The organism is Leekyejoonella antrihumi, from assembly GCF_007845645.1.
GTDB lineage: Bacteria > Actinomycetota > Actinomycetes > Actinomycetales > Dermatophilaceae > Leekyejoonella > Leekyejoonella antrihumi.
Window position 1 is genome coordinate 1 of record NZ_VCQV01000011.1, and the last position, 24,469, is coordinate 24,469.

The 24,469-nt window shown below is 66.2% G+C and carries 21 protein-coding genes; 12 read left to right on the forward strand and 9 right to left on the reverse strand.

Features of this window, described 5'->3' with window-relative positions; genetic code table 11:
• Positions 1-274: 274 nt before the first annotated feature.
• Positions 275-1,231 carry a LysR family transcriptional regulator gene (locus FGL98_RS09585; RefSeq protein WP_146316547.1) on the reverse strand — a complete coding sequence of 319 codons (957 nt, stop codon included), beginning with the start codon at positions 1,229-1,231 and terminating at the stop codon, positions 275-277.
• Positions 1,232-1,689: 458 nt separating this feature from the next.
• Here FGL98_RS09585 and FGL98_RS09590 point away from each other — a divergent pair, with 458 nt between their 5' ends.
• From FGL98_RS09590 to FGL98_RS09605, 4 genes are all read left to right on the forward strand, one after another.
• The gene (locus FGL98_RS09590; RefSeq protein WP_146316548.1) at positions 1,690-2,664 is read left to right on the forward strand and encodes an ABC transporter substrate-binding protein; all 975 of its coding nucleotides are present in this window, start codon (positions 1,690-1,692) and stop codon (positions 2,662-2,664) included.
• A 20-nt stretch (positions 2,665-2,684) separates the two neighbouring features.
• Complete coding sequence (locus FGL98_RS09595) at positions 2,685-3,599, forward strand: amino acid ABC transporter permease (RefSeq protein ID WP_146316549.1); 915 nt, start codon at positions 2,685-2,687, stop codon at positions 3,597-3,599.
• A gap of 3 nt (positions 3,600-3,602) precedes the next feature.
• Positions 3,603-4,412 carry an amino acid ABC transporter ATP-binding protein gene (locus FGL98_RS09600; RefSeq protein WP_146316550.1) on the forward strand — a complete coding sequence of 270 codons (810 nt, stop codon included), beginning with the start codon at positions 3,603-3,605 and terminating at the stop codon, positions 4,410-4,412.
• Positions 4,413-5,269: 857 nt separating this feature from the next.
• Entirely contained in the window at positions 5,270-5,620 is a 351-nt protein-coding gene (locus FGL98_RS09605; protein ID WP_146316551.1) for a hypothetical protein, read from the forward strand.
• A 6-nt stretch (positions 5,621-5,626) separates the two neighbouring features.
• Here FGL98_RS09605 and FGL98_RS25375 read toward each other — a convergent pair whose 3' ends face one another.
• The gene (locus FGL98_RS25375) at positions 5,627-5,887 is read right to left on the reverse strand and encodes a hypothetical protein (protein WP_186526081.1); all 261 of its coding nucleotides are present in this window, start codon (positions 5,885-5,887) and stop codon (positions 5,627-5,629) included.
• A gap of 34 nt (positions 5,888-5,921) precedes the next feature.
• Here FGL98_RS25375 and FGL98_RS09610 point away from each other — a divergent pair, with 34 nt between their 5' ends.
• Complete coding sequence (locus tag FGL98_RS09610) at positions 5,922-6,374, forward strand: class F sortase (protein WP_186526082.1); 453 nt, start codon at positions 5,922-5,924, stop codon at positions 6,372-6,374.
• Between the two features lie 43 nt (positions 6,375-6,417).
• On the opposite strand, the gene FGL98_RS09615 is transcribed toward FGL98_RS09610, so the two are convergent.
• The 7 genes from FGL98_RS09615 to FGL98_RS09640 all read right to left on the reverse strand — a co-directional run bounded on the left by FGL98_RS09615 (position 6,418) and on the right by FGL98_RS09640 (position 15,492).
• Positions 6,418-7,584: a glycosyltransferase family 4 protein gene (locus FGL98_RS09615; RefSeq protein WP_146316553.1), complete on the reverse strand. Its 1,167-nt coding sequence runs from the start codon at positions 7,582-7,584 to the stop codon at positions 6,418-6,420.
• Complete coding sequence (locus tag FGL98_RS09620; protein WP_146316554.1) at positions 7,577-8,239, reverse strand: GDSL-type esterase/lipase family protein; 663 nt, start codon at positions 8,237-8,239, stop codon at positions 7,577-7,579. The genes FGL98_RS09615 and FGL98_RS09620 overlap by 8 nt, the downstream gene beginning before the upstream one ends.
• A gap of 11 nt (positions 8,240-8,250) precedes the next feature.
• On the reverse strand, positions 8,251-8,490 hold the full coding sequence (locus FGL98_RS25800) for a DUF6104 family protein (protein ID WP_425460992.1): 240 nt from the start codon (positions 8,488-8,490) through the stop codon (positions 8,251-8,253).
• Positions 8,433-9,470, reverse strand: coding sequence for a GNAT family N-acetyltransferase (locus tag FGL98_RS09625; RefSeq protein ID WP_246136473.1), 1,038 nt, complete (start codon positions 9,468-9,470; stop codon positions 8,433-8,435). Before FGL98_RS09625 ends, FGL98_RS25800 begins: the two co-directional genes overlap by 58 nt.
• 25 nt (positions 9,471-9,495) lie before the next feature.
• The gene (locus FGL98_RS09630; protein ID WP_146316555.1) at positions 9,496-13,362 is read right to left on the reverse strand and encodes a multifunctional oxoglutarate decarboxylase/oxoglutarate dehydrogenase thiamine pyrophosphate-binding subunit/dihydrolipoyllysine-residue succinyltransferase subunit; all 3,867 of its coding nucleotides are present in this window, start codon (positions 13,360-13,362) and stop codon (positions 9,496-9,498) included.
• 188 nt (positions 13,363-13,550) lie between these two features.
• A complete protein-coding gene (locus tag FGL98_RS09635) occupies positions 13,551-14,363 on the reverse strand; it encodes a hypothetical protein (protein ID WP_146316556.1) in 813 nt (270 codons plus the stop codon).
• Between the two features lie 100 nt (positions 14,364-14,463).
• A complete protein-coding gene (locus FGL98_RS09640) occupies positions 14,464-15,492 on the reverse strand; it encodes an ABC transporter ATP-binding protein (protein WP_246136474.1) in 1,029 nt (342 codons plus the stop codon).
• A 134-nt stretch (positions 15,493-15,626) separates the two neighbouring features.
• On the opposite strand from FGL98_RS09640, the gene FGL98_RS09645 reads away from it, so the two are divergent.
• The 7 genes from FGL98_RS09645 to FGL98_RS09675 all read left to right on the forward strand — a co-directional run bounded on the left by FGL98_RS09645 (position 15,627) and on the right by FGL98_RS09675 (position 24,466).
• Entirely contained in the window at positions 15,627-16,961 is a 1,335-nt protein-coding gene (locus tag FGL98_RS09645; protein WP_146316557.1) for a hemolysin family protein, read from the forward strand.
• Positions 16,958-17,983: a hemolysin family protein gene (locus FGL98_RS09650; protein ID WP_146316558.1), complete on the forward strand. Its 1,026-nt coding sequence runs from the start codon at positions 16,958-16,960 to the stop codon at positions 17,981-17,983. Before FGL98_RS09645 ends, FGL98_RS09650 begins: the two co-directional genes overlap by 4 nt.
• Positions 17,984-18,151: 168 nt before the next feature.
• Positions 18,152-19,150 carry a LacI family DNA-binding transcriptional regulator gene (locus FGL98_RS09655; RefSeq protein ID WP_222432096.1) on the forward strand — a complete coding sequence of 333 codons (999 nt, stop codon included), beginning with the start codon at positions 18,152-18,154 and terminating at the stop codon, positions 19,148-19,150.
• Positions 19,151-19,277: 127 nt separating this feature from the next.
• Positions 19,278-20,636: an ABC transporter substrate-binding protein gene (locus FGL98_RS09660; RefSeq protein ID WP_246136475.1), complete on the forward strand. Its 1,359-nt coding sequence runs from the start codon at positions 19,278-19,280 to the stop codon at positions 20,634-20,636.
• 20 nt (positions 20,637-20,656) lie between these two features.
• Entirely contained in the window at positions 20,657-21,631 is a 975-nt protein-coding gene (locus FGL98_RS09665) for a carbohydrate ABC transporter permease (protein WP_146316561.1), read from the forward strand.
• Entirely contained in the window at positions 21,624-22,466 is an 843-nt protein-coding gene (locus tag FGL98_RS09670) for a carbohydrate ABC transporter permease (RefSeq protein ID WP_222432097.1), read from the forward strand. The genes FGL98_RS09665 and FGL98_RS09670 overlap by 8 nt, the downstream gene beginning before the upstream one ends.
• Positions 22,463-24,466, forward strand: coding sequence for a cellulase family glycosylhydrolase (locus tag FGL98_RS09675; protein ID WP_222432098.1), 2,004 nt, complete (start codon positions 22,463-22,465; stop codon positions 24,464-24,466). The genes FGL98_RS09670 and FGL98_RS09675 overlap by 4 nt, the downstream gene beginning before the upstream one ends.
• Positions 24,467-24,469: the final 3 nt, after the last annotated feature.

A 24,469-nucleotide genomic window follows, 5' to 3' on the forward strand; every position in this document is an offset into this window, starting at 1 on the left:
CTGCATGGTTCTCGCCACCATCGACAACGGTGCCCGACTGAACAACCAGGAACAAGGCCTGCCCGTCCTGCTCTGCCGGCCGACAGCGCCTTGGCCCACGCTCTGGCCACGGCTGCGTCACCTTGACTGAGGTACCCTGCTGAGTCCATTGCTTTCTCCGACTGGACTCGAAGTCGCCGCGTTCGCTGCGCAGCGATTCGGCGGCGCACCGCGAGGATCAGAGCAGGGCGCCTCTCAAACGTCGCCGGACATGCGCCGCCGCCATTCTGCGACTTCAGTTCCCAGACAGCCCGTCTGACACAGCAGGGCTTCGATCCTCGAGCGACGCGCCTATCGGGGCCAGCTCGCTCGCGAACAGATCCGACAACGATTCCAGCATGGGGTCGGAGTTGCGTCCTCGGGTCAACGCCAGCACTTCGCGACTCGCTCGCAGGTCGCAGGGGCGACGCACCACGACGCCGGTGGGGACGTGCTGCGCAACCATGGACGGTACCAGCGCGGCTCCCACGGCAGCGCGAACCATTTCTGTGGTCACCGCGTAATCATCCGACCGAGCGACCACTCGAGGTGTGGCACGTTGTTGGCTCCAGATGCTGTCGATCGACCGTGCCCCGGACGTACCGGACATATTCGAGATCCACGGCAGCTCGGCAAGATCGAGTAGAGGCGGTGAGAGGTCCCGGTCCTCCGCCCAGCTCGCTGGCAACAGCACGACGAGTGGATCGCGGCACAGTAGCCGCGCACGTAGGACGCTGGGCCAAGCCAGCGAACTGCGCTCGAACTGATATACCAAGACGATGTCGACGGTGCTCGCGTCAAGCAGCATGTCGATGAGCTCTGAGCTCTCCGCGACCTGCATGGTCAGGTCTGCATGAATCTCGCGCCACTGAGTCGACGCGAGGACGTTCGGCAACACATGGAGGGCTGCGCTCGGGAAGATGCCGAGCCCAATGTTCCGTGGTGCCGAGTTGTCGACGGTGGCTACCGCACGGGGCATCGCCTCAAGTTCGGATAGCAATCGCACGCTGATGCGCGCAAGCACGTGCGCGGCGGGGGTTGGCCGGATGCTGTGTGCTGTCCGCTCGAACAGCACCACTCCGACGTCGCGTTCGAGGGCTGCCATCTGCTGTGACACGGCCGACGCGGTGTAGCCGAGCCGGTTTGCGGCGGCGGCGAACGACTTGAATTCGAGCACCTCCTGCAGGGTCCGTAGGTGCACCGGGTTGAGCATCAGTTCTCCTTCCGCTCAAACCCAACGACTGTCTGTCTCGAGGTCTGTTCACCGTGGTCAGCGCACGCCTACTGTACCTATATCCCCGCGGAGAACCGTGTCACTGGTGCGGACGCCCGCGACATCCTGTCAGGAAGGCTGAGAGATGGCCATGCGCTTATCCGAAGTGGATGCCCACGCGCCGGAGGGACCGGGCATGGCAGGTCACGGCGTCGCTGATTTCCGCTACGTCGCAGGCATCGGCGAGAGCGGGGTGGCTGCGCGAGCCACATCTGAGCGCACTTGGCGCCAAAGAGGACTCTGGTGGGGCCTGGCCCGCACCCTGGCCGACGTGATGGTCGACATGCAGGAGTGCGCCGGTCTCATTCTGCTCGAGTCGGACACTGCGAGCGACGTAGCACTCATCGCGTCCTGGTCCGCTCCTTACAAACCGCACACACCTACACCGGAGATCTGTCGTGAGCCCTCGTCGCAACCGGTACATCTCCCTTCCAGCCGGCGTCGCCTTGATCGCCGTGATGAGTGGATGCGGCACTTCCGGTGGCAGCGCTGGTAGCAGCCTGGTTACCTCCGGGACATCTCCCGACGGACAGTCGGTGGTCGGCCTCAACAAGTCACCGGGCGTGGATCTGTCGCGGTCGGTCGTCAACGCGATTGCCAGTGATCCGAAGCTCACTGCGAAGGTGCCGGCGGCGGTCCGCACAAGTGGCCTCCAGGTATCCTCCGGCGTCGGCTACCCACCCATGGAGATGTTCGCGAGTGATGGCCAGACCATTTATGGAATCGACCCGGCGATAGCCCTCGCGATCGGCAACCGGCTCGGCGTCAAGGTGATCGTCACCAATGCCGACTTCAACTCGCAGATTCCGGGAGTTGTCAGCGGCCGGTACAACATGATCATGTCCACGATGACCGACACCGCCAAGCGCCAGAAGGAGGTCGACTTTCTGGACTACCTGACCGACAGTCAGGGATTCGTTGTCAAGACGCGAAACCCGGGGGACATCCATCGCCCAGCGGACCTCTGCGGAAAGACTGTGGCAGTCGTGGACAACGGTGTCGCGTTCCAGCTCGCGGCCCAGTACAGCTCCGACTGCAGCTCTGCCGGCAAGCCAGCCATCAAGATCCTGAAGTTCACCGACGACCAAAATGCGATCTTGCAGGTGAAGAGCGGCAGGGCCGTCGCTGACATCAACGACTATCCCGTCGCCGCGTATCGCCCGCGCACCGGCGAGCCCTTGGCCGCTGTGCTGATCCCCAACACCGCGTCTCCTCTCGGCATCGGCATGAGCAAGACGGACAAGCCCCTCCTGAACGACGTGCGGGCCGCCCTCGCGTCCCTGATATCCGACGGCACATATCGCAAGATTCTGCGAGCCTGGGGCGTGCCGGGCATGGCCGTAAAGACCGTAGTTGTCGACGGGGGCAAGTGATCGCCGTGATCGTTCTAGACGTGGGGGAGACAACCGCGGAGGCGGACGGTCGCGAGTACCCGGTCGTTCATCTCAAGCACTGGGGACGATGGTTCGTCGCCGCCCTCTTCCTTGCAATCTTCTGCTGGCTGGCCTATGTGTACGCCACCAGCCCCAACATCTCGTGGGGCCAGGTTGGGCACTACCTCTTCTTCCCAGCCATTCTCAGCGGCGTCAAGGTGACCATCGAACTGTCGCTCGAGGCAACAGTAATCGGGCTCGTGTTGGGTGTTGTGCTCGCAGTGATGAGGATCAGTCGGAATCCTGTGACCGCCGGCCTCGCAGCGCTCTACATCTGGTTCTTCCGCGGGACACCGGTGCTCGTCCAGCTGATCTTCTGGTACAACCTCGCCCTCGTCTTTCCCACCCTGTCGCTTGGCATACCCGGAACCTCTGCCGGGCTGAGTTGGCAGACCAACAGTGTCATGACCGGCTTCAACGCCGCGATGCTCGGGCTCGGCCTGAACCTCGCCGCCTACGCGGCGGAGACCGTGCGCGCAGGGATTCAGGCCGTGGGTGCAGGGCAGTCCGAGGCAGCCCTCGCACTCGGCATGACCCCAAGCCAGCGCATGCGAGTCATCGTGTTACCGCAGGCACTGCGCATAATCATCCCGCCGATCGGCAACGAGTTCATTTCGATGCTCAAGACAACCTCGCTGGTGTACGTGGTCGCGGGGACGGACCTGATGACCAATGCCAGCCACATCTACCTGACCAATGGTGAGGTCATCGAGTTGCTCATCGTGGCGAGCCTCTGGTACCTGGCGATGACGGCAGTCGCGACTGTCCTCCAGACGATCCTTGAACGCCGGTTCGGAGAGGCCACTCAGCCCAGAAGCAGCCGGCTTAAACTCAAGTCGAGTCTATCGTCGGCGAGCTCATTGATGGGGCGATAGTCGATGAGAGCCGTCTCTCGGCGTCGCGTGGAGCCGGCGCTCGAGTCCTCGGCCGATCCCATTGTGATGGCGCGCGGGGTGCGCAAGAGCTTTGACCGTGCCGAAGTGCTGCATGGCATTGACTTCACGGTCCGGTCCGGCGAGGTCTCCTGCATTATCGGTGCGTCGGGCTCGGGCAAGTCGACGTTTTTGCGGTGTATCAACGGGCTGGAGCGTATCGACGGTGGTGAACTGGTGGTCGCCGGTAGTCACGTGGGTTACACGCTCCGCGAAGGGAGGCTGCACGAATGGAACCCAAGAGAGATGGCCCGTTTCCGTCAGCGCATCGGCATGGTGTTCCAGCAGTTCAACCTGTTCGGTCACATGACGGCGGCTGAGAATGTCTCGTGCGCGGCCGTGAAGGTGCGACGGATGTCCAAGGCAGCCGCCGCGGCGCGCACGGCAAAACTACTCGACGAAGTCGGGCTGAGCTCCCACGCGGGCAAGTACCCCCACCAACTCTCCGGTGGACAGCAGCAGCGCGTCGCGATCGCCCGGGCCTTGGCGATGGATCCAGAATTGCTGCTGTTCGACGAGCCGACCAGTGCCCTGGACCCCGAGCTTGTCGACGAGGTGCTGAGTGTCATGAAGTCTCTGGCAGCGACGGGGATGACGATGGTTGTCGTAACCCACGAAATTGGCTTCGCGCGAGAGGTTGCCGACACGGTTGTGTACCTCGATGATGGTCTGGTCGTGGAATGGGGGCCGCCACAGCAACTGATCACCAACCCGACGCACGCCAGAACGCAGGCATTCTTGTCCAAGGTTCTCTAAAGCAGCAGGAACCGCAGGGCGTGTCACGCCGCCGGGGTCGTAGAACGGGTGCCGCATCTCGGCACCGGGCTGCGGTGGGCCGCCGGCCCGGCCTACCGTGTCGGTGGTCAGCACTGCGGGGAGCGTGCCGGCCCCCGATCCATAGGACCCACCGAATGTCGTTCCGTCGAGTTCTGCTTCTCCTGTCTGCAGCGACCCTGGTCAGTGCGCCCGCCGCCGCGAGCGCGGCGCCGTCCGCGTCCGCAGCCCCGAGCGGCCAGTGGTACGTCGCGATGGGCGACTCGCTGGCGGCCGGATATCAACCGGGACTCGGCGACAACAAGACCGGTGGATATGTCGGGGGTGTGCTCTCCGCGCTGCAGAAGGCCGAACCGCAGACCCGGCTGAGAACTTCGGCTGCTCCGGCGAGGACACCAAGACGATCACCTCGGGCACGATCTGCAAGTACCCCGAGGGGTCCCAGCTGGCCGCGGCGGAGGCCTTCTTGAATGCACACTCGGGGCAGATCAGCCCGATCACCTTCGACCTGGGCGCCAACGACATCGACAAGTGCGCCACTGCGGCAGCGATCAATGTTCCCTGCCTCGAGCAGGGGGGCTGGCAAACGTCAAGGCGAACCTCCCGGTCATCCTGAAGGGCATTCGCGGCGCGGCACCGGACGCCCGCGTCGTGATCGCCAACTACTACAACCCATTCCTGGCCGCGTGGCTGGCCGGCCCCGACGGCCAGCAGCTCGCCAAGACGTCGGTGCAGTTGCAGGCCGTGGTCAACGGCGAGATCGCCGATGCCGCACGCGGCGTCGGAGCCACCCTTGCCGACGTGGAGACCGCCTTCAAGGTGATGACTTCACACCGGTGGTGCCCACCAAGAACTACGGCGACCTGCCGCAGAACGTCGCCAACATCTGCACCTGGACCTGGATGTGCAGCCGGCAGAACATTCACCCCAACGATGCAGGGTATGCCGTGATCGCCAAGGCCGTCGTCAACGCGATCCCGACCGCCCCACCGACGAGCCCGACCTCCAGCCCCAGTTCCAGTTTCAGTGCGAGCTCGAGCTCTAGCAGCACAGTGACCACCGGGCCGCCGGTCATCACCGACGGGCCGGCGGGCGGTGGCCACGACGGCCTGCTGCTCGGCTTCGGGCTGTTCGGCGGCGCCGCCATTGTCGTCACCGGTGGTGCGGCCTGGCGGGTCAAGAGACGCTAGGGCACCTCAGGTGAAGTCCGGCTCCCGCGCGTCGATCGGCGCCTGTGCGGCGGTAGTCACGGCTGCCCTGGTGCTGGCGGGCTGTGCATCGTCCTCGGGTGGCTCGTCGAGCGCGGGCACGCCTACAGCGCCAGCCCCGCACCGCGTGGCGCCTTCGTCGCAGGTGCCGACCTCCAGACGTTCGTCGACCCCATCGTCCTCGTCGCCTGCCACGAGGACGATCGCGACGACGCCGCGTGTCGTGCCCGTCCCCACAGGCACCAGCACCGCCGACTCGGTGGGCCGGAGCGGTCCCGGTTGCGTGCCGGCGACCTTGCAGATCTCCAGCGTCGGCATCGACGAGCGGGTGCGGGCGCTCGGGCTGAATGCCCAGGGCCAGATCTACCCGCCCCGGCGCACCACCATGTGGTACACGGGTTCGGCGCGGCGGGGCCAGGACGGGATCTCGGTCATCGCCGGCCATATCACCTACGACGGCCCGGACAACTTCTACAACCTGGTGAACGTGCAGGTTGACGGTGCCGTCGACATCACCTGCGCGTCCGGTCGGGGGGTGGCACTGCGGGCGGTCCGCACCGCATCGGTGCCGAAGACGACCTTGCAGACGAATCAGACCGTATGGGGGTCGTCGGCGACGCCCGTGGTGGTCCTGATCACCTGTGATCCGCACAGTCCCGTGGTCGATGGGCACCACCTGAACAACTACGTCGTCTGGACCAGGCCGGAACGTTCGGCGCCTCGGAGGGCGGGCTGACGGCCCATGCCGTCCCCCGGGTTTGGGACACTCGAAGGGGCGATCAGTCCTCCGGCGCGAGCGTCTGCTTCCGACCGGGATACATCGCCTGCGCGCGTCGATAGAGCCGGTAGGTCGCGGCCATCGCGTCGGCCCTGGTCACCGAGGCGGGGCGATCGCGGGTCGAGCGGCGCAGCGCGTCGACATGCGAGTGGTCGACGAACAGCTTGGCGAGGGTCGTCACCAGGTCCACCTCGTCAGCGACCAGCAGACCCTCGACATCGTGCTCGATGAAGTCCGCCACACCGGTGTAGGAGTACCCGACCACTGGCACGCCCGCACCACGTGCCTCGAGGGCGGCGATGCCGAAGGCCTCCTGACGGGACGGCGCGACGAACAGGTCGCAGGCATGCAGCAGGTCGCGGATCTGGGTCGGGTCGCGATGACCGAGCAGCGTCACCCAGTCGGTGAGTCCGAGTCGCCCGATCTGCTCCTGGAGGTCGTCGCGGCGCGGACCTTCACCGACGATGTCGACCTGGACGCGGGTGTCTGCCGGCACGAGCGCCCGGGCGCGGGCCAGGATGTCGATGAATCCATCGATGTGCTTGCGCTTCTTCAACCGCCCGACCAGCATCAGCCGCAGCACCGGGGTCGCGGTCGCCCGCGTGGGCCCGTGCGGTGCCCACCACTGCACGTCGACGAGGTTCGGGAGGACGGACACCGGCCCGGCCTTGGGCAGCGTCCGGGCGATGTGACCGGCGACCATGCTGCTCACGCCCGAATAGACCGCGCGCATCCGGGACGGCCCGAAGAACGCCATCGACGACACCCGGGTGGCGATCGCGACCTTCCACCATACGGAGTGGACCGTCACCGCGACGGGTATGCCGCGCTTGCTCGCCGCCCGCACGACGTAGATCGCGATCGGCGAGATGACGGTGAAGTGTGCGTGGACCACGTCGATCTGTCGATCGTTCAGCACCTCGGCGACCATGCGGTGGTTCAGCCAGGGGAACGCCACCGTCAGCCAGCGGGTGCGCAGTCCTCGATGCACGTCGAGCGGCAGGTCGGCGTCGTCCCCGACAGCCGTGATCACGCTGACGTCGTGGCCGTCTGCGGTCTGCTGCCGCGCGAGCGCCTCGACCTGGCTCTCGATGCCGCCGACGTCCGGGGCGAACGAGTCGGCGACGTGCACGATCCGCATACCGGGATATCCCACGATCTCAGGCATCCAGGTGGAGCCAGCTCTGCCATCCGGCGTGCAGCACCAGCCAGGCGATCAGGCCGTAACCGGCCTGCCCGGGATGGGTGCCGTCGCCGGCGGCCAGGTCCGAGTGCCACTGGTCGTGCCCGAGCAGCGGCCGGAAGCAGTCGACATACGCCACACCGCGGCGGGCACAGACATCGGACTGCGCGTCGACGAGCACCTGCAGCGCCTCATTGGTCTCGTCGTCGGAGGTAGGCGGAGGGCCGACCACGAAGGTCGAGATGGCTGAGGAGGAGGCGTCATCGAGGATGTTGGCCAGGTTCAGCCGGGACCGGGCGGTGGTCATGCCCTGCAGCAGGTCGTTGGTGCCGAACGACACGACGAGCCGCCGCTCGTTGCAGGACGCCCAGCGCACCGCGCACTCCCTCTCCCAACGGCCGAGCACGTCGGTCGAACTCTGCCCACGCACGCCAAGGTTGTAGGACGCCAGGTCGACGCCGCTGTGCGGTGTCCGTGCGATCACTCGGGAGACCCAGCCCAGCGCCTTGGGGTCGCCCAGGCCGGCGACAAAGGAGTCGCCGATAAAGCACAGGCCGACGTGGCGCTCCCCATCGGTCACCATCTGGAAGTCGGCGCTCGGGTTGAACTCAGGTTCACTGCCTTCGTGCGGATAGCTCACGTGGTGTTGCCTCACTCGTCGTCATCCGGCCGCGCGAGCCACGTCGCGAGCCGGTCTACCGGGGTATCGAACTCGGGGTTCAGGTCTGTGAAGGTCCGCGGCCGGCCCGCAAGCCGGTCCAGGCTCACTTCTTCCTCGCCGCGGCGGCTGGCAAGGTCCTCAATGCTCGGTCGGTGAAATACACGAGGCAAACCTATCGTGGCGACGTGAGGTCGTGATGCCACGACTCGGTGCGATGCTTGGTGGTCCACCCCATCGAGAGATAGAGCCCGTCGGCGCCGGTGGGGGAGTCGGCGTCGACCTCAAGGTCCACCTTCCCTCGACCACGGCTCGCCGCGTCGCGGATCACGGTGTGCAGCAGAGCCTTTGCCACTCCGCGTCCACGAGCACGCCGGTGCACCCCGATGTAGTCGATGTAGCTGCCCACGACACCGGCGTCATCCGGCGACAGGACGCTCGACACGAGAGCTCCGGCCGGCTGCTCAACGCCATCGATGATCACCGTGGCGATCCACCAATGATCCCAACGGTGCCCAGGGTCCTCGCGCAGCCGCTGAACGAACTCGGGGAAGCTCTCCCGATAGGACCCCCAGTGATCGGCAAAGGACTGCTCGAGCATCAGATGAACGGTCTGCAGGTCTTCGGCAACCGGTGAGTTCTCGTCGTAGGTGGCCACCCGACGGACCATGACACCCTCCCGTAGCGGCGGGAACGTGTCCTCGGCTGCCTCCTGCGGTGTTACCGGTCTGGTCATCTGCAACCACGTGCGCGCCCGGTGGAAACCGGCTGCGGTGAGCCGGGACTGGGTGCGATCGTCCCCGGCGTAGGCATCGGTGTCCAAGATGGTGGCGTCCACCCCACGCAGCCGGCAGATGTCGATCGCCTGCCCTTGCGCCCACGCATACATCTGCGCGGCGAGCCGGTCCGCGATCGCATCATCGAGGGTGGGGTCGGTATCGACTACCACTCGGGTGCGGCCGGCGGCGCGGTCGTGCACGGTCACCCAGCCGTGGATCCGGCCGTCTGCACCGGTGGCGACCAGTTGGCGTCGGGTCCACGATCCGGTGCCGGTCACCGCGATCTGCACCGACGCCGTGTCGATGGCGCCGGATCCGATCGCCGCCTGCCTGACCGCGGCATGCAGCTTCGCGAGCGGCTCGACATCGCTGGGACCGGGTGTGCGAATGCCCCAGCCCACCGGCACCACGAAGGGTGTCGGCGACTGGGGCATCAGCGCGGCGGGGTCGATCGGCGACTCAGCGATCGAGGGCGGTCTCGACGAGCTCGGCGAGCTGCGCCTGGTGCTTCTTGATGGAGCCGGTCGCCGGTGAGGCTGACGGCGGACGGCACACGACTCGCAGCGGCCGATTCTCGCCCTGCGCCTCGAGCAGCTCGGGCAGGTTGAGCGCCATGAACGACCACGCCCCCTGGTTCTTCGGCTCGTCCTGCACCCATACGAGGTCGGCGTTCGGGTACTTCGCCAGCTCCTCGGCGATCTCGACGTCCGGGATGGGCGCAAGCTGCTCCACCCGCAGGATGGCGACCTTGTCGTCTCCCCGCTTGTCGCGCTCGGCCTCGAGGTCGTAGACGATGCGGCTGGACGCCAGCAGCACCCGGTTGACCCCTTCGGGTTTCGGCTGGGCGTGGTCGGACATGACCGGACGGAAGACGCCCTGGGTGAAGTCCGCGGGATCCGACGTTGCCGCCTTCAGCCGCAGCAGCTGCTTCGGCGTGAAGACGACCAGCGGCCGGCGTGGTCGGGCGTAGGCCTGGCGGCGCAGCAGGTGGAAGTACGACGCCGGGGTCGACGGGTAGGCGACCGTCATGTTGTTCTCGGCGAAGAGCTGCAGGTAGCGCTCGATGCGCGCGGACGAGTGGTCCGGGCCCTGCCCCTCATAGCCGTGCGGCAGCAGGAGCACGACCGACGAGCGCTGCGCCCACTTCTGCTCGGAGGAGGAGATGAACTCGTCGACAATCGACTGCGCACCATTGGCGAAGTCGCCGAACTGGGCCTCCCACAGCACCAGTGCATCCGGGCGCTCGACCGAGTAGCCGTACTCGAAGCCCATTGCGGCGAACTCCGACAGCAGCGAGTCGTAGACCCAGAACCAGGCCTGATCCTCTGCCAGGTAACGCAGGGGAGTCCACTCGTTTCCGGTGACGTGGTCGATCAGCACCGAGTGTCGCTGCACGAAGGTGCCGCGGCGACTGTCCTGACCGGACAGGCGGACCGGGGTGCCGTCCATCAGCAGGGACCCGAGGGCCGTCAGCTCTCCCATGGCCCAGTCGATTCCGCCCTGGCTGATCATGGCGGACCGACGCTCCATCAGCTTCTTCAGCTTCGGGTGGACGGTGAAGCCCTCCGGAGGGTTGACCCAGGTGTCACCGATGCGTTTGAACGCTTCCAGCGAGATGGCGGTCGAGCGGCCGCCGAGATCCGGTCGGGCATCGTCCTGCTCCTGCGCGGAGGGGCGCTCCAGGCCGCCGTGGCCCTCCGCGTCGGTGCCGACCGATCCGGCGGTGCTACCGGGCTCGCCGGCTGCCTCGGCGCCACCGTCGGCGCCGGTCTTGGCGTCCTTGGTCTCGGTGAACACCCGCTCCAACTGCTTCTGGTAGTCGCGCAGTGCAGCCGCGGCGTCGTCGATGCTGATGTCGCCGCGGCCCACCAGCGCCTCGGTGTAGAGCTTGCGGACGCTGCGCTTGGCTTCGATCAGCCGGTACATGGTCGGCTGCGTCATCGACGGGTCGTCGCCCTCGTTGTGCCCGCGACGGCGATAGCACACCATGTCGACGACGACGTCCTTGTGGAACTTCTGGCGGTACTCGAAGACCAGCTCGGCCACTCCGACACAGGCCTCCGGGTCGTCACCGTTCACGTGGAAGATCGGTGCCTGGACCATGCGCGCCACGTCGGTGGAGTAGGTCGACGACCGTGACTGCGACGGCGACGTGGTGAAACCCACCTGGTTGTTGACGACCAGGTGGATCGTGCCACCGGTGCGGTAGCCGCGCAGCTGCGACAGGTTGAGGGTCTCGGCGACCACGCCCTGTCCCGCGAACGCCGCGTCACCGTGCATGAGGATCGGCAACACGGTGAAGGCCGTGCCGGCGAGGTTGATCCGGTCCTGCTTGGCGCGGGCGATGCCTTCCAGCACCGGGTCGACCGCCTCGAGGTGAGACGGGTTGGCCGCCAGGTAGACCTTCGTGGTCTTGCCGTTGTCGGAGGTGAACTCGCCCTCGGTGCCGAGGTGGTACTTCACGTCACCGGAGCCCTGCACGGACTTCGGGTCGGACTTGCCCTCGAACTCGCGGAAGATCTGTCCGTAGGACTTGCCCGCCAGGTTGGCGAGCACATTGAGCCGCCCGCGGTGCGGCATACCGACGCAGACCTCGTCCATGCCGTTGTCGGCCGCCTCGCACAGGATGCGGTCGAGCATCGCGATCGCGGACTCGCCGCCCTCCAGGCTGAACCGCTTCTGCCCGACGAACTTGGTCTGCAGGAAGGTCTCGAATGCCTCCGCGGCGTTGAGCTTGCGCAGAATGCGCAGCTGCTCCTCCGAGGTCTGCTTCTGGTAGCCGACCTCGACCTTGCTCTGGATCCAGGCGCGCTCCTTGGGGTCCTGGATGTGCATGTACTCGATGCCGACGCTGCGGCAGTAGGAGTCGCGCAGGATGCCGAGGATCTTGCGCAGCTTGAGGAAGGGCTCCCCACCGAACCCGCCGGTGGGGAAGGTGCGGTCCAGGTCCCACAGCGTCAGGCCGTGGGTGGTGACGTCGAGGTCGGAGTGCCGACGCTGCTTGTACTCCAGTGGGTCGGTGTCTGCCATCAGGTGACCGCGCACGCGGTAGGCGTGGATGAGTTCCTGCACCCGCGCGACCTTGTTGATGTCGTCGTCGTGGCTGGTGTCGATGTCGCGGATCCAACGGATCGGCTCGTAGGGGACCTTCAGCGCCTCGAAGATCTCGTCGTAGAAACCGTCCTCGCCCAGCAGCAGCTGGTGCACGACGCGCAGGAACTCACCGGAGACTGCGCCCTGGATGATGCGGTGGTCGTAGGTCGACGTGAGCGTCAGGATCTTGCTGACCGCGTTCTTGTTGAGCGTGTCCGGGCTGGCGCCCTGCCACTGGGCGGGGTACTCGAGCGCACCGACCCCGATGATGGCCCCGGCGCCCTTCATCAGGCGGGGGATCGAGTGCACGGTGCCGATGCCGCCCGGGTTGGTGAGCGAGATCGTGGTGCCGGCGTAGTCGTCGACGGTCAGCTTGTTGCCTCGAGCCTTGCGGACCATGTCCTCGTAGGCTGCCCAGAACTGGGCGAAGTCCATCCGCTCGGCGCCCTTGATGCTGGGGACGACGAGGGTGCGGCTGCCGTCGTCCTTTTGCAGGTCGATGGCCAGACCGAAGTTGACATGGCCGGGCGTGACCATGACCGGCTTGCCCTTCTCGTCGGTACCGAGGGCATTGTTCATGGCGGGGACTGCGGCCAGCGCCTTGACGAGCGCGTAACCGATGAGGTGGGTGAAGCTGACCTTGCCGCCACGGCTGCGAGACAGGTGGTTGTTCAGCACGATGCGGTTGTCGATGAGCAGCTTGGCCGGGACCGAGCGCACGCTGGTGGCCGTCGGCACCTCGAGGCTGGCCTCCATGTTGGTGACGATCCTGGCCGCCACGCCACGCAGCGGCGTCTCCTCGTCCTTGGCCGGCTCCGGCTCCGGTGCGGGACCGGCGATACCCTCACGGGCGATGGGCCGCCTGCTGGAGACCTCGGCCTTCTTCGGGTCGAGGTGCTGCCCGGGGCGGGGCGGGCCGTCCGGGGTCTTGGGCTGCCCGGCCGGAGTTGCCGCCGGGGCACTGGGCGCAGCGGTGTGCGCCCCGGAGGTCGCATCGCTGTCGGTCGTGGGCTGCGCGGGTGCCGCATCGGCCGGCTTGCCAGTCGATGCGGCACTGGACGTGCCGTTGCTCGGTGCGTTCTTCGAGGCCGGCTTGTAGTCGGCGAAGAAGCCCCACCAGGCCTTGTCGACCGAGTTCTTGTCCTCGAGGTACTGCTGGTACAGGTCGTCAACCAGCCACTCGTTTGGTCCGAAAACGGCGAGTGGGTCAGGAGACTGGGATGACACGCGAATGCGCCTCTTTCATCAGGTTCGGCGTGGGCACGCTAGCCGCCCCACGAAGTCCTTGCTCCTTCGTCGCTCGGTACTTCGCGGGGAACCCCGGCTGGTTGTCCGCCTCATCATTAACAACGACGGGACCAAGCCTAACGTGTAGGCGTGGCCCCGTCGGTGAGGCGGTCGAAACGCCCTCCGGGTGTGGCCTAGAGGACGTCCTTGCGCTGGTTGAGGACCGCACCGGCCCCGGCCAGCACCAGCCCGTAGATCGTCAGCACGACCGCGGCCCAGCCCCAGGCGAACGTGTGGTTTGCGGGATCGGAGGCGAACGTCGGGTTCAGCATCGAGCTCGTCAGATTCGAGGGCAGGAACTTCGGTGCCCAGTCCCAGTGCAACAGGCTGAAGATGATGCTGAAGAGGATGTTGCCGATGAAGGCCAGACCGATGCCCACGAAGACCGCCACGATCTGATTGCGCAGGAGCAGGCCGAAGCCGAAGCCGAGCAGTGTCCAGATGATGAACGCAAGCACGATCAGGCCGAGGGTCTGCCACACCTCGGCCGAGCCGAGGTAGAGGCCGCTGTGGCGCCACACCGACATGGTGATGCCACCACCGACCACGGCCGCGACGTCATAAACCACCGCGTAGACGAACCCGACCACGCAGATCGCGATGGCCTTGGCGACCGAGATGGGCCAGCGCAGCGGGGTCGACAGCACGGTGGAGGTCCAGGTCTTGTGCCGGAACTCGGCGGTGATCAGGATGACCCCGAGCGCAAGCGGGAAGAGCTCGGCCAGTGTCACGGTGAAGCCGGCCGAGTAGATGGCCTGGGCGGCTGCGACGTTCGGGTGGCTCATGATCGCGGCCGTCGGCGAATCGCTCGAATCGGTTTGGCCGAGCTGGAAGGCGAAGGCGAAGGACAGCAGCCCACCGATGAGCACGTCACCGATGAGCAGACCCCACCACAACCGGGTCGTGAAGATCTTGAGGATCTCCGCCTTGATGGCGCTGGCGATCATGCGAGGTCCCCCCAAAGATGTGAGGACTGCCGGGGCCCCCGTGAAGTACTGAGCGACGAAGGAGCGAGGACTTCATGGGGTGGCTTGATTGCGCTGGCGATCATGAGATGCCCTCCTGTCCCTGCTGCGGTGCCTGGCCCCGGTGGGGTGGCAGGTGTTGCCCCACCGGCGGCGGTGGCTCTGCACCCGCCAGGTTCCGGTTCTGGTTCTCCGGCTGGCTGGTGAGCTCGAAGAACAACGCCTCGAGGTCCTGCTGCTGGGCGCGCAGCTCATAGATCGGCAGACCGGCGGACAGCGCCGTGTCGCCGATCGCCTGCAGGTCGGAAGTGTAGGCCTGCAGAACAGTGTCCTCGAGGCGCTCGCTGGTGATGCCCGATGCATGAAGAGCACTCGCGAGACGGGCCGGGTCGGTGGTCCGCACGATGGCACTGGCCTGCCCGTGCAGCGACTCGATCGGGCCGTTCTTGACCAACCGGCCGTTGGAGATGATGACGACGTCATCGACGGTCGCCTGGACCTCGCCCAGCAAGTGGCTGGAGATCAGGATCGTCTTCTTCTCACCTGCCAGATGGCGCAGGAAGCCGCGCAGCCAGCGAATGCCCTCGGGGTCCAAGCCGTTGGTGGGCTCATCCAGCACGAGCACGTTCGGGTCGCCGAGCATGGCGGCAGCCAAGCCGAGGCGCTGCCGCATACCCATCGAGTAGTTGCCGGCACGGCGCTTCGCCGCGGCCGGGATGCCGACCAGCTCCAGCATCTCGTCGACGCGAGACTCCGGGATGCCGCCTGCCGCGGCAAGTACCCGCAGGTGGTCGCGGCCGCTGCGGCCCGGGTGGAAGTTGGTCGCCTCCAGAGCCGCTCCGACCGTTCGCGTCGGATGCTTCAGATGCGCGTAGGGGACTCCGCCGATGGTGGAATGTCCCGCCGTCGGCGTGATGAGCCCGAGGACCATGCGCAGCGTGGTGGTCTTGCCGGCGCCGTTGGGACCGAGGAATCCCGTGATGCGGCCCGGCTCGACGCTGAAGGTGAGGTTGTCGACGGCCTTGAAGCTGCCGAACGACTTGGTCAGACCGACGATCTCGATGCGAGAATGCGCCCTGGATGGTTGTGTCTGCGTGGGCGGTGAGCTCACGTGGGTCCCCTTAACCATGGTGTTGTCGGCCCCGGCATGGTGGCCGACGTAGGCAGGATAACTGCCCAGGGTTCGATCCGTAGCAGGCATTTGGTGCCAGTCGGGCCGTACTTTCATGGCACGATGTCCGCACGATGTTGCAGTGGTTGCTGATCCTTGTCGGAGTTGTCCTCACCGTGGGCACCGCAGTCTTCGTTGCCGCCGAGTTCTCTCTCGTGGCGCTGGACCGGCCTATGGTTCAGCGGGCGATCGACGACGGCGATCATCGCGCCGGCCGAGTGCTTGCTTCGCTGCGCGGGCTGTCCACCCAGCTGTCTGCCGCTCAGGTCGGCATTACCGTCACCACGCTGATCCTCGGTTATCTCGTGCAGCCCTCGCTCGGCGACCTGCTGACCTCCCCGGTTCGGGCCGCGGGTCTGTCACCGGACAGTGCCGCGGCGCTCGCCACCACTGCCGCCCTGGTCATCGCCTCCCTCTTCTCGATGATCGTCGGTGAGCTGGTCCCACAGTTTCTCGGCATCTCGGCACCGCTGCCCGTGGCGAAGGTCGTGGCCGGCCCGGTTCGACTCATCTCGGTGGCGACCAGGCCGCTGATCGTACTGCTCAACGGGTCGGCGAACCGGCTCCTGCGTCTGGTCGGCATCGAGCCGCAGGAGGAGCTGAGCGCAGCACGGACACCCCGGGAGCTGTCGTCGCTGGTGCGCCGGTCGGCGGAGGCGGGAGTGCTGGAGGAGCACACCGCCCGGTTGCTCACCCGGTCGCTGAACTTCGGTGAGCGCACTGCCGCAGACGTGATGAGCCCGCGCGTCCGGTGCACCGCGGTGGAGCGGACGGCCTCTGCCGCTCAGGTCGTGGACCTGGCTCGCAACACGGGGCACTCGCGGTTTCCCGTGCTTGACGACGACTGGGACGACGTCGTGGGAGTGGTCCACGTCAAGAGGGCCATCGCCGTGCCGCAGGAGCGTCGTGAGCAGGTGCCGGTCAGTGCCCTGATGGTGCCACCGGTGATGGTGCCAGAGACCATCCGACTCGATCCGCTGCTGCTGCTGCTGCGGGCGAGCGGTCTGCAGCTGGCGATCGTCATCGACGAGTACGCCGGCACCAGCGGCGTCGTGACACTGGAGGATGTCATCGAGGAGATCGTCGGGGAGGTCAGCGATGAGCACGATCGCGTGCAGGATCCGAGCCGGCTGCTGCCGGACGGCTCCTGGACCGTGTCCGGCCTGTGGCGGCCGGATGAGGTGCGTGACCGGATTGGCGCCGACATTCCGGATGGGAACGCCTACGAGACCGTCGGCGGGTATGTCATGGCCACGGTCGGGCGGGTGCCACGGGCGGGTGACGTGATCGAGCTGGGCGGCTGGAGCTTGCGGGTCGTGTCCATGGAGGGCCGTCGCGTCGATCGGGTGCGGCTGACACCCGTCCTGCCCGCAGCAGGCTCGGTGGATGCAGGGGAGGCGCCCGCGTGAGCTTCCTCCTCGCGGTGATCTTCCTTCTCGGCAATGCCTTCTTCGTCGGCGCCGAGTTCGCGGTCATGGCAAGCCGCCGGTCCCAGCTCGAACCCCTGGCCCTGCAGGGCAGCAAGCGTGCGAAGGCAAGCCTGGAGGCCCTGGAGAATGTCTCCTCAGTGCTCGCCTGCGCCCAGCTGGGCATCACCGTCTGCTCGGTCCTGCTAGGTGCCGTTGCCGAGGGGGCGCTGCACCATGTGATCGAAAAGCCGTTGTCGCACCTCGGAATCCACGGTGAGGCAGCCCAGGTGGTTGCCCTTGTGCTCGCCTTGTTGGTCGTCGCCTACTTCCACGTCACGCTGGGTGAGCTGGTGCCCAAGAACCTCGCGATCGCCGGACCGGACCGGGCCGCGCTGATACTGGCGCCGCCCCTGCTGTGGATCACGCGCGGCATCCGCCCACTGATCCGACTGGTCGAGGCCATCTCGAAATTCTTGGTGCGACGCATCGGGGTCGAGCCGAAGGATGAGGTGACGTCGACCTTCTCGGTCGAGGAGGTCGAGATGATCGTCGAGGAGTCGCACCGAGAGGGGCTGCTCGCCGAGGCGCAGCAGGCGCGCATGCACGGCGCGCTGCACTTCAGTGACAAGGCGGCCGCCGACGTGGCGGTGCCGATCGGCGAGCTGGTGACGCTGCCGATCGGTGCTACGCCGGCGGATGTCGAGCGGCTTGTGGCCAAGCGGGGATTCTCCCGCTTCCCGGTGACCGACAGGGAGGGCGTCATCGCGGGTTACCTGCATCTGAAGGATGTGCTCTATGCGCGCGATGAGGCGTATGTCGAGCCGGTTCCACCGAAGCGAATCCGTCGCCTGGCGACGGTGCGGCCGAGCGACGAGGTCGAGGACGTGCTGATCACGATGCAGCGCAGTGGCGCGCACCTGGCTCGCGTGGTCGGTGCCACCGGCGACGCCATCGGCGTGATCTTCCTGGAGGACGTCCTGGAGGAGCTCGTCGGCGAGGTCTCCGACTCCACCCAGCGCTGACGGTCTCGGATCGATGTCCTTCGCCTCGGTGACGCGATGCGGGTCTTGCGCTGGCGAGAGATCGGCTAGGTTGACTTAACGGATTAAGTTCTATTCAGCTGACGGCAGCATGAGAGCGAGGGCAGGATGGCGGGCAGCGGTGCGCGCGGACCCCGGCGGCGGGCCACGATGGCTGACATTGCCGAACAGCTCGGCATCTCCAAGGCCGCAGTGTCCTATGCGCTCAATGATCAGCCCGGCGTGGCGGCCGACACTCGTGACCGCGTGCTGGCGCTGGCTCGCGAGCTCGGCTGGCACGCGAGCTCCAGCGCCCGCGCGCTCAGTGGTGCGCAGACGAGTGTGGTTGGACTGGTGCTCTCTCGTCCCACTGACCTGCTGACCGTCGAGACGTTCTTCATTCGATTCCTCGCGGGTCTCGAGCAGGTTCTCAGCGAGCGGGGATTCAGTCTGCTGCTGCGAGTCATCGGTGATCATCCGGAGGATGAGATCAGCACGTACGAGCGGTGGTGGGGGGAGCGTCGCATTGACGGTGTCATCCTCATGGACGAGCGGGTCCACGATCCTCGTGTCAGTGCGCTTGCCGAGCTCGGGCTGCCCGGAGTTCTCTGTGGCGGTCCAATGCCAGGGGCTGAATTACCTTGTGTGTGGACGGATCAGGCCGGAGATGCCGCCGTCGCCGTGCAGCATCTGGCAGCGCTCGGACATCGGCGGATAGGGCACGTGTGCGGTCCCCCGGTCTTCGCCCACGAGCGCGCCCGCCGACGTGGTGTGCGCCGTGCCGGACGAGCCCGCGGGGTGGAGGTGACGACCGTTGAAGCGCCCTACACCGGGCCCGAGGCGGGCAAGGTGACCCGCCGCATGCTCGCGTCGGAGAGCCGGCCCACCGCCCTGATCTTCGGAAGCGACACGATGGCCATCGCGGGACTCAGCGCCGCAACCGAGCTGGGGCTGCGGGTGCCGGAGGACCTCTCGGCGGTCAGTTGGGACGACTCGATCCTCACGACCCTGATTCAGCCGGCGGTGACGGCGCTCTCTCGAGACACCCCCGGGTACGGAGGTCTTGCCGCCGCCGTCCTCATCGATCTGATCGAAGGACGCAACCGTGGACTGGTGCGCGCGCCGTTGTCCACCCTGCAGGTGCGCGGGAGCACCGCGCGCCCCTCCTGAGGCCCGTCGCGACGAGTTAAGTAACGATTAAGTAACAGCTATAGTTAACTGAACCGGATAAGTGATCCAATACATAGATCCCCATCGGGCCATGGCGGCCCGCTCGCCCGGAACCTCAGGAGTCTTCGTGAAACTTCGTCTCATCCCCGCGGCGCTCACTGTGCTGGCGGTGTCGGCCACGGCCGCCTGCGGCAGTGGCGGCTCGTCCTCGTCGGGCTCCGGCTCGGCCTCCTCGGGCTCCGGCTCGGCATCGGCCTCCGCCGCCGCCGGCAGAGGCTCGGGCGCCACCCTCACCTACTGGGCCAGCAACCAGGCGGCAACCATTCAGGATGACCAGAAGGTGCTGGGCACCGAGATGGCCAAGTTCAAGAAGCAGACCGGCATCAACGTCAACGTCCAGGTGATCGGCTGGCCGGACCTGCTCAACAAGATCCTCGGCGCGACAACCAGCGGCCAGGGCCCGGATGTGCTGAACATCGGCAACACCTGGGCGGCCTCGCTGCAGGCCACCGGCGCGTTCATGCCGTTCGACGCCGCGGCGCTGCAGGCGATCGGCGGCAAGGACAAGTTCGTCCAGACCGCGTTCAAGACCGGCGGCGCGCCCGGCAAGGACCCGACCTCGGTGCCGCTCTACGGTCTGGTCTACGGCCTCTACTACAACAAGAAGATGTTCGCCGACGCCGGTCTGAAGCCGCCCACGACGTGGGAGCAGTTGCAGACCGACGCCAAGAAGCTGACGGACCCGAGCAAGGGCACCTACGGCATGGCGATGGAGGGCGGCAGCTACACCGAGAGCGTGCACTTCGCCTTCATCTTCGGCCAGCAGCACGGCGCCGACCCGTTCAACGCCCAGGGCAAGCCGCAGTTCACCACGCCCGGCATGGTAGCCGGAGTGAAACAGTACGTCGACCTGATGAGCAACAAGGTGGTCAACCCCAGCAGCGTGCAGTACAAGAACGGACCAGAGGCGCCCGGTGACTTCGCCAAGGGCAAGGCCGCGATGCTGATGAGCCAGAACAACGCGGACAACACGCTGCAGGCCGACGGGATGAAGAGCGACGCGTATGGCGTCGTGCCGATCCCGGCCATGACCGGCAACAAGGACATCGCCAGCTTCGTGGCCGGCATCAACATCTCCATCTTCAAGAACACGAAGAACAAGGCCGCGGCGCTCAAGCTGGTGAAGTTCATGACCAGCCCGGCCGAGCAGGCGATCCTGGACAAGCCGTTCACCGCCCTGCCCGTCGTGAAGAACGGAACCGTCAACTACACCACCAACAAGGCGGAGGCCGCGGCGTTCGCGGACATCCTGGCTACGAAGGCGGTGCCACTGCCGCTGATTCCGGCCGAGTCGGCCTACGAGACCAACGTCGGCAACGCGGTCAACCAGCTGCTGGCGCAGGCCGCCACGGGCAACAAGGTCAGCGACTCCGACATCAAGGCCGCGCTACAGGCGGCGCAGGACAAGATGGCGTCGGCCGGCTGACCGGCAGCAAGGAACGGTTCATGACTACGACGCGCTCCCGTTCCAAGCAGTCGACCGACGGGCCGGTGCCTCCCAAGCCGGCCCGTCGGCCTCGGGGGTGGGGCAGGGCAACGCCCTACCTGCTGATCGTCCCCGCGGTGCTGCTGGAACTCCTCATCCACATCGTGCCGATGCTGGTCGGCATCTGGATGAGCTTCGTCCAGCTGACTCAGTTCTTCATCGCGAACTGGTCGCAGGCTCCGTATGCCGGACTCGGAAACTACCGGGTGGCACTGAACTTCTCCGGACCCCTTGGCCAGAGCCTGCTGCACTCCTTTGAGATCACCGCCGCGTACACGGTGATCGTCGTCGGACTGGCCTGGGTCTTCGGGATGTCGGCGGCACTGGTGCTGCAGCGCTCGTTTCGCGGGCGGGGCATCCTGCGCACTCTGTTCCTGGTGCCCTACGCGCTGCCCATCTACGCGGGCATCATGACGTGGAGCTTCATGTACCAGCGGGACAACGGGCTTCTCAACCACGTGCTGCACGACGACCTGCACCTGACCGACGGAACGACATTCTGGCTGGTCGGCAACAATGCCTTCATCGCGATGACCGTTGCGGCCCTGTGGCGTTCGTGGCCGTTCGCCTTCTTGATGCTGATGGCCGGCATGCAAAACATCTCCGAAGAGGTGTACGACGCGGCCTCCGTTGATGGTGCAGGAATCTGGAAGCAGATCCGTTTCATCACCCTGCCATCGCTGCGCCCCGTCAATGGCGTCCTGGTCCTGATGCTCTTCCTGTGGACCTTCAACGACTTCAACACCCCGTTCGTCCTCTTCGGTCAGACCCCACCGCCGTCCGCCGACCTCGTGTCGATCCACATCTACGACAACTCGTTCGTCAACTGGAACTTCGGGTTCGGGTCGGCAATGTCTGTGCTGCTCCTACTTTTCCTGCTGGTGTGCACGGGCGTCTATCTGCTGCTGCTCAACCGGAGGTCTCGTCGTGCGTGAACCACTGTCCTTCCGAATCTTCCGCACAGTCGTGGTCGTCGTGCTGGGGCTTTTCGTCGCCATCCCGCTGTATGTGATGCTCAGCAGCTCCGTGAAACCGCTCGGCGAGGTGCAGGGCGCCTTCACCTGGTGGCCGAAGCACCCGACGCTGCAGCCCTTTATCGACATCTGGAGCACGGTGCCACTGGCGCGATACTTCATGAACAGCCTCATCGTCTGTGTGTCCGCGACCGTGCTCAGCGTGATCGTGGCGATCTTCGCCGGATACGCGATCTCTCGCTATCGCTTCTTCGGCAGACGGGTCTTCACCGGCGCGGTGCTGTCGACGCAGATGTTCCCCGGGATCCTCTTCCTACTGCCGCTCTTCCTGATCTTCGTCAACATCGACAAGTTCCTGGGCTTCACCCTCCTCTATCAGACCCGCGTCGGCCTGATCATCACCTACCTGACGTTCTCGCTGCCGTTCTCGATCTGGATGTTGGCGGGATACTTCGACGGGATACCCAGGGATCTCGATGAGGCGGCCCGCGTGGATGGCACCACAGCGATCGGAGCCCTGCTGCGTGTCGTGCTGCCGGCGGCGCGGCCGGGCGTGATCGCGGTGGCTGTCTACTCCTTCATGACGTCCTGGGGCGAGCTGCTCTTTGCGGCCCAGATGACGAACAGCTCGACCAAGACGTTGTCGATCGGGCTGCAGAACTACTCGACTCAGATCAATGTCTACTGGAACCAGGTGATGGCGGCCTCACTGGTGGTCAGTGTGCCGATCGTGATCGCGTTCCTGCTGCTGCAGAGATACCTGGTAGCCGGCCTGACAGCAGGTGCCGTGAAGTGAGTGCTGCCTCGATTCGACCGCAGGAGAGCGTGCCTCGTCCGAACCCGAAGGTCAATGTCGGCGGGCGGGCGGTGACCTGGGTCGGCGCCAACTTCTGGTCCCGCAAGGGTGGCCCGTTGATGTGGCGCGGCATCGACCCGGACCTGTTGCACGCAGAGCTGCGGGTGCTCAAGGACCACGGGCTGACGATGACGAGGTCGTTCCTCTACTGGCCCGACGCCATGCCGGAGCCCGACCGTCTTGACGGCGAGGTGCTGCGCCGGTTCGAGACCTTCCTCGATCTGCATACCGAGCTCGGTATGCAGACCGTGCCGACCTTCATCGTGGGCCACATGTCGGGTGAGAACTGGGATCCGAGCTGGCGGGCCGGGCGTGACCTGTATGCCGACACGTGGATGGTCGCGCGGCAGGCCTGGTTCGCACGTGAGGTGACACGGCGATTCGCGGAGCATCCGGCCGTCGCCGGCTGGCTGATCTCGAACGAGATGCCGATCTATGGCGGTGCAGGCCAGAGCGCCATCGTCTCGAGCTGGGCCGAGCTGATGGTCCAGGCCGTACGAGCCGGCGGTGGCACCCAACCCGTGTCGATCGGTGACGGCGCCTGGGGAATCGAGGTGACGGGCAAGGACAACGGCTTCTCGGTGCGCGGTCTGGCGCAGATCACCGACTTCGTCGGGCCGCATGTCTATCCGATGGAGACGGATGTGGTCCGGCAGCACCTCAAGGCGGCGTTCATCTGCGAGCTGGCCTCGGTCGGCCAGCGGCCGGTGGTGCTGGAGGAGTTCGGCCTGACGACTGACTTCGCCTCGGACGAGAACGCTGCACACTACTACCGCCAGGTGCTCCACCTGACGCTGCTTGCGGGCGCAACCGGGTGGATCGGCTGGAACAACACCGACTTCGACAACCTCGTCGAGCAGGATCCCTATCGTCACCACCCCTTCGAGCTGCACTTCGGGCTGACGCGAGTCGACGGATCTGCGAAGCCACAGCTCCTGGAGATGCGCGACTTCGCCGCAGTGCTGGAGGCGGTCGACCTGGCCGGGTGCCAGCGGCGTGCCGCGCAGACCGCGCTCGTCGTCCCGGTCTACCTGGAGACTGCGGAGCCGCTGACCGTGGAAGAGGCGGAACGCACCTACGTCTTCCGGTGCCTCGAGCAGGCCTACCTTGCCTGCCGGGAGGCGGACATGCCTCCCGGGATGGCACGTGAACGGGACGGCATCGCCGACGGCTACCGCCTCTATCTCGTGCCGTCGGTCAAGGCACTGACCGCGCCGACCTGGTTGCGACTGCGTGATCTCGCGCGCAGCGGCGCAACGATCTACGCGTCCTACGGTGCCGGGGAGGTCGAGTTTCAACGCGGCCCGTGGTGGACCGCCAGCGAAGAGATCTTTGGGGTGCTGCATCGGCTCATCTACGGGCTGAACGACCCGGTCGAGGAGGATGTCGTCGAGCTGCGGTTCGAGCAGGACCTCGGACCGATTGATGCGGGAGATGTGCTTCGATTCCGGGCCGCTGGGGGAGTCAACGCGCGCACTCGGATGCCGGTGGAAACTGTTGGCGCAGAGGTGATTGCGCGTGACCAGGCCGGGCGGGTAGCGCTGACCCGACATCGACTCGGGAAGGGAGCGGCGATCCTGTCGGCGTATCCGATCGAGTACTTCGCTGCCGCGCGTGGCAACGCCAACCCCGATGACTCACCGCGGCTGTATGCGGCGCTTGCCGACGTGGCCGGTGTCGAGAGGCCTGTCACCGTGGATGATCCGGCCGTCCTGGTGGACGCCTTGGTGCATGAAAGTGGACGCGAGCTCGTATGGCTCGTGAGCGAAAGCGCTGAAGAGCGGTTAGTGACACCGCAGCTCCAGGACGCGGCGACGTTGGTGCCCCTGGGCGGTGGTGACCCGGTCGCCGAGGTGCGCCTGCCCGCATACGGAGTGCAGGTGTTTGAGCTGAGACCTGCGGACCATACGGTCCGGGTAATGACAGATGGAAAGGCCTGAGAC

Bases quoted from the DNA above. Each gene is read 5' to 3' on its own strand.
- FGL98_RS09585 (WP_146316547.1), bottom strand. From the start codon at position 1,231: ATGCTCAACCCGGTGCACCTACGGACCCTGCAGGAGGTGCTCGAATTC.
- FGL98_RS09635 (WP_146316556.1), bottom strand. From the start codon at position 14,363: ATGATCGCCAGCGCCATCAAGGCGGAGATCCTCAAGATCTTCACGACC.
- FGL98_RS09645 (WP_146316557.1), top strand. From the start codon at position 15,627: ATGTTGCAGTGGTTGCTGATCCTTGTCGGAGTTGTCCTCACCGTGGGC.
- FGL98_RS09615 (WP_146316553.1), bottom strand. From the start codon at position 7,584: ATGCCTGAGATCGTGGGATATCCCGGTATGCGGATCGTGCACGTCGCC.
- FGL98_RS09665 (WP_146316561.1), top strand. From the start codon at position 20,657: ATGACTACGACGCGCTCCCGTTCCAAGCAGTCGACCGACGGGCCGGTG.
- FGL98_RS09625 (WP_246136473.1), bottom strand. From the start codon at position 9,470: ATGCCCCAGTCGCCGACACCCTTCGTGGTGCCGGTGGGCTGGGGCATT.
- FGL98_RS09600 (WP_146316550.1), top strand. From the start codon at position 3,603: ATGAGAGCCGTCTCTCGGCGTCGCGTGGAGCCGGCGCTCGAGTCCTCG.
- FGL98_RS09655 (WP_222432096.1), top strand. From the start codon at position 18,152: ATGGCTGACATTGCCGAACAGCTCGGCATCTCCAAGGCCGCAGTGTCC.